We start from the raw sequence: 1,974 nt of genomic DNA, 5'->3' as shown, positions 1-1,974 counted from the left end.
GCCGGCGGCGATGCCGTCCGGGTCCAGTTCGCCGAGTTCGGTGAACAGCGTGCGGCCGTCGTGGTCCTTCTTGCCGATGATCCGCGGCGCGTTTGTCGTGCCGTACAAGACCTCTTTGAGCGCGGTCTCGACGAACGCGCGCTTCTCCTCGACGACGACGATGTCGTCGAGACCGTCGGCGAACTCGCGGACGATCGCGGGTTCCAGGGGGTGGATCGCGCCGAGCTTGAGGATGCGGATGCCATGCTCGCCCTTGTCGAGGCCGAGGGTGCGCAGTGCCTGCTGGAGGTCCGGATAGGACTTGCCGGCGGCGGCGATGCCGATCCGGTCGGCCGGTCCGCGGGCGGTGATCCGGTTGACGGTGCTCGCGCGCAGGTAGTCGAGGACCAGCGGGAGGCGGACGGTGAAGAGGCTGCGTTCCAGCTCGGCGAGGCTCGCGCCGAGCAGCCGGGACGTCGGCGTGTGCCGGTAGGCCTTCTCGATGCGCGGTGCGGTCCACCGGGGACTGACGGTGGCGGTGCCGGACGCGTCGGCGACGTTGGCGACGACCTTCAGCGACGTCCACAGCCCGCTGGCCCGCGACAGCTCGACGGCGTGCATCCCGAGGTCGAGGACGTCCTGGGCGTCGGCCGGGAAGAGGACGGGGATGGCCAGGTCGGCGAGGGCGAGCTCGGACGCGCAGGGGACGGTGGAGGACTTGGCGTTGGGATCGTCGCCGACGAGGGCGACCGCCCCGCCCCGCGGGTCGGTGCCGGCGAGGTTGGCGTGACGGAGGGCGTCGCTGGCCCGGTCGAGACCGGGGGCCTTGCCGTACCAGAAGCCGGTGACCCCCCGGTTCCCGCCGGCCCCGGCGACGAGCTGGCTGCCCATGACCGACGTCGCGGCGAGCTCTTCGTTGAGGCCGGGCCGGTGCACGACGTCGTGCTTCTCCAGCAGCGTCGCCCGGCGGCCGAGCTCGAGGTCGTAGCCGGCCAGCGGCGAGCCCTCGTAGCCGGAGACGAAGACGGCGGGGTCGCCCCCGTGGGCGCGGTCGTGGCGGACGCGGTCGAACAGCAGCCGGACCAGGGCCTGGACCCCGGTCAGGTGCACGGTCCCGGCCTCCCGCAGATAGCGGTCTTCCAGCGTGAACGTCTCCACGGCGCGCTCCCTTCGTTTCGGGGCACGATGCGACGTGGACCACAGTGGCGCAACAGGCGGTGTGGCTTTGTCGACCTCGACGCAACTTTCAGTGGTCGTTCGCGGCTTTCGGTACTGATTTTTGCGTCCGGCTACGCTGCGACGCATGCCCGAAGAGCTGCTCGACGCCACCGACCACGAAATCCTCGGCCTCCTGCGCGAGGACGCCCGCCGGACGCTGTCGGACATCGCCGCCCGCGTCACGCTGTCCACGGCGGCGGTCAAGCGCCGCATCGACCGGCTGCGGGAGAGCGGGGTGATCACCGGGTTCACGGTCCAGGTCGACCACGCGAAGCTGGGCTGGGGGATCGAGGCGTTCACCGAGCTGAGGTTCGTCGGCAACACGAAGGTGGCCGAGATCCTCCGGACGACCACGAGGATGCCGGAGGCCCAGGCGGTGTTCACGATCGCGGGCGACCCGGACGCCCTGGTGTGGCTGCGCGTCCGCGACATGGCCCACCTGCAGAAGACGATCGACGAGATCCGCCGGCACCACCAGGTGACGGGGACGAAGACGTTGATCGCCCTGGAATCCTGGTCGCGGTAGCCCGTGGAGGTCGTGACGCTGGCCCGGCGGCTTTTCGAGGCGGTGTACGCGATCCCGTATCCGCCGGGCTCGCCGCGGTTCATGGAGGGGAGCTTGCTCGCCCGCGGGCGGCAGGTGGCTCGGCGCTGGCCCCATCTGGTGGTGGCGTTGCCGGGGGTGGGGCACCGGCTGCCGAGGACGCGCTGGACGGTGTCGCTCCGGATACCGCTTGCGGCCTGGAGATCGCGGTGCATCCTTCGTGCCAGGCGCGG

At 71.2% G+C, this 1,974-nt stretch carries 1 protein-coding gene and 1 pseudogene; one reads left to right on the top strand and one right to left on the bottom strand.

Features of this window, described 5'->3' with window-relative positions:
• Positions 1-1,137 (bottom strand): annotated as a pseudogene (locus ACWDN5_RS46725) (indolepyruvate ferredoxin oxidoreductase family protein); the annotation flags it as partial.
• 145 nt (positions 1,138-1,282) lie between these two features.
• On the opposite strand from ACWDN5_RS46725, the gene ACWDN5_RS46720 reads away from it, so the two are divergent.
• Complete coding sequence (locus ACWDN5_RS46720; protein ID WP_310971539.1) at positions 1,283-1,723, top strand: Lrp/AsnC family transcriptional regulator; 441 nt, start codon at positions 1,283-1,285, stop codon at positions 1,721-1,723.
• The last annotated feature ends 251 nt before the right edge of the window (positions 1,724-1,974 follow it).

The sequence above is a fragment of the Amycolatopsis sp. NPDC003731 genome, assembly GCF_053586895.1.
Note: the sequence above shows the minus strand (reverse complement) of the source record. Positions and strands in the feature narration are given on the sequence as shown.